1 pseudogene is annotated in these 2,112 nt (G+C 38.1%); it reads left to right on the top strand.

Annotated features, from left to right (window positions below):
• Window positions 1-2,112 (top strand): annotated as a pseudogene (locus tag JZO70_RS22150) (hypothetical protein); the annotation flags it as partial.

Raw genomic sequence — 2,112 nt, forward strand, 5'->3', positions numbered from 1 at the left:
CATCGATGCAGATACTGGTCGAGCGGTGAAAAAGCGAGTGTATGAATTTATAAACGGTACAGGGAGTATAAATGTGATAAAAGAGTTGTGTACGGAGGACAAAGCCTATTTCATGGCACATAGTAATCAAGATTCCAAATTGTTTGAGGTAGATATGAATACGTACAGCCAGAGAGTAGTTAAAACATATCCTAAAGATACTTATTTAAAGATGATGGATAATAATGATGGAACAATAATTTTCTATGGGTCGACTAGTAGCTTAACAGATGAGTTTCATTCGGACTATTACACAAATACTCTAGCAGGTCCGAAGTTCTTTATTAGTGGGATTATGAATGATTTTTCTTCTAGTGCTAATGAGTTGGATGTAAAAAGTATTCGTGCTATATCAGTAAACGGAAATGTATTACCATCACAAGTCATAAATGTTTCTCCTGGAAGGATGATTGTTGGTGGGACTACGACAGACACCAACAATTTCACAGAGAATTTAAGTGTTTATGATACTGATGGAAAAGTTCGCCCACAGTTAACAGCTTCTGGAACTTTGGGTTTTGTCGGTGTGTTAGAGATAAAAGATGATTATCCCCCAATAATTAAGGGAAACGATTCGATCGTTGTAGATATTTCGGATGCAGCTATAAAAAATCCTGTTAGTGCTGCGTATAGGGGATGGAATAGTAAGGATCGCTGGTTAATCACTGGAACGAAAAATGGGGAGGTTACCTCTCCGGAAGCAATAAAGGTTTACGATCATGGTGATTTTCAAGATGTAAACATAGGAACGGATCTGCAGGCTCGGGAAGAGTGGCTCCAAAGCAGAATAAATCGTAATCCGAAGAGTATTCAAGATGAGATTGAATGGGAAACACTAGGTTTTGATGAAACGAAAGCAGGACCTCAAACAGTCACATACTTTGTCACAGATACTCAGAATCAAATTGTGGTTACATCTCGATTAATTCACAAAAGGACATCACAAACTATTGAAAATGGCAACTATTTTTTTGATGCTCAAAATTTCCATATACCACTAATAGGCATAGATAGTGCTTTTCCGGATAATGCTGCTTTTAAGAAAATGGCAAAAACGATGGCTTGGAATAAGACTGATGGTAGCATTGATGAGGATGGAACAAGTACAGGGGTATCAGCAGATTCAACTAAAGTGACTGTGAATGGCACTCAGCTACAAGCTTTGAGAGATGCTACTATCGCCAAACCCTATCCAGTAGATGTTTCTTACAGACCAAAAACTGGAGTAGAAATTACAAACCGAGTTTGGGTATTTGTTACGACAACTAATACTCTACCAAATGCTTCAGGTGATACACCTGAAAATGGTGTAATTTTCTATGGTAATGACTACACATTACCATTTCGTATGAGAAATACTCATAACAATAACCAATCTTTGACATTGTCAGATGCTAAAGTTTATAACTATTTCGATTCTTCTAATGAAACAGCTGCCGAATTACCAACTTTAGCTGATGCGAATAAGAATCCCGAAAAACTGATGGTTGATTTGCCAACGCTCCGAAGTGCTACTGATCCTAGCACAGTGAGACTATCCATTGAATATGAATGGGAAGGTACGACTGATGGGTATCATACGACAGGCTCCAAGACAACAGGCTATGTGGATGTTGAGTTGACCGGTAATGTCTTGTTACACGTACGACAAGTGGTTCTAGACAACTCTAATGAAATAGTTGTACCAACTGAGAGCTATTTTAATGTTCAAAATGTTTTATCGAATACCGGCACTCTTGATCCTAGTTATCAAATAAACTTTGTTGGAAAGTCGGGAACTTTGATGGAAGATCCCAGTTTTACCGAGGCAGTCGTGTCCGTAGATCATTTGCCCAATGTGAATGATCAGGTACAGTTGTCAATAATTATTCCAGAATTTTATCAGTACGCGGGTTATTATTTCACGACGGACAGTGGAGGGAGTCATACAGGTAATACAGCATATACTGGTGGGACATTTCAAATGAGAAAAGAAGATTTGTATAATGTAGGAGAATATTGGATTACTATGTATATTAAACCAAATACAAACGATCAGGGTGATACTAAATCTCCGCAACCGTATAGCTGGGA

The sequence above is a fragment of the Candidatus Enterococcus moelleringii genome, from assembly GCF_017377575.1.
GTDB lineage: Bacteria > Bacillota > Bacilli > Lactobacillales > Enterococcaceae > Enterococcus_A > Enterococcus_A moelleringii.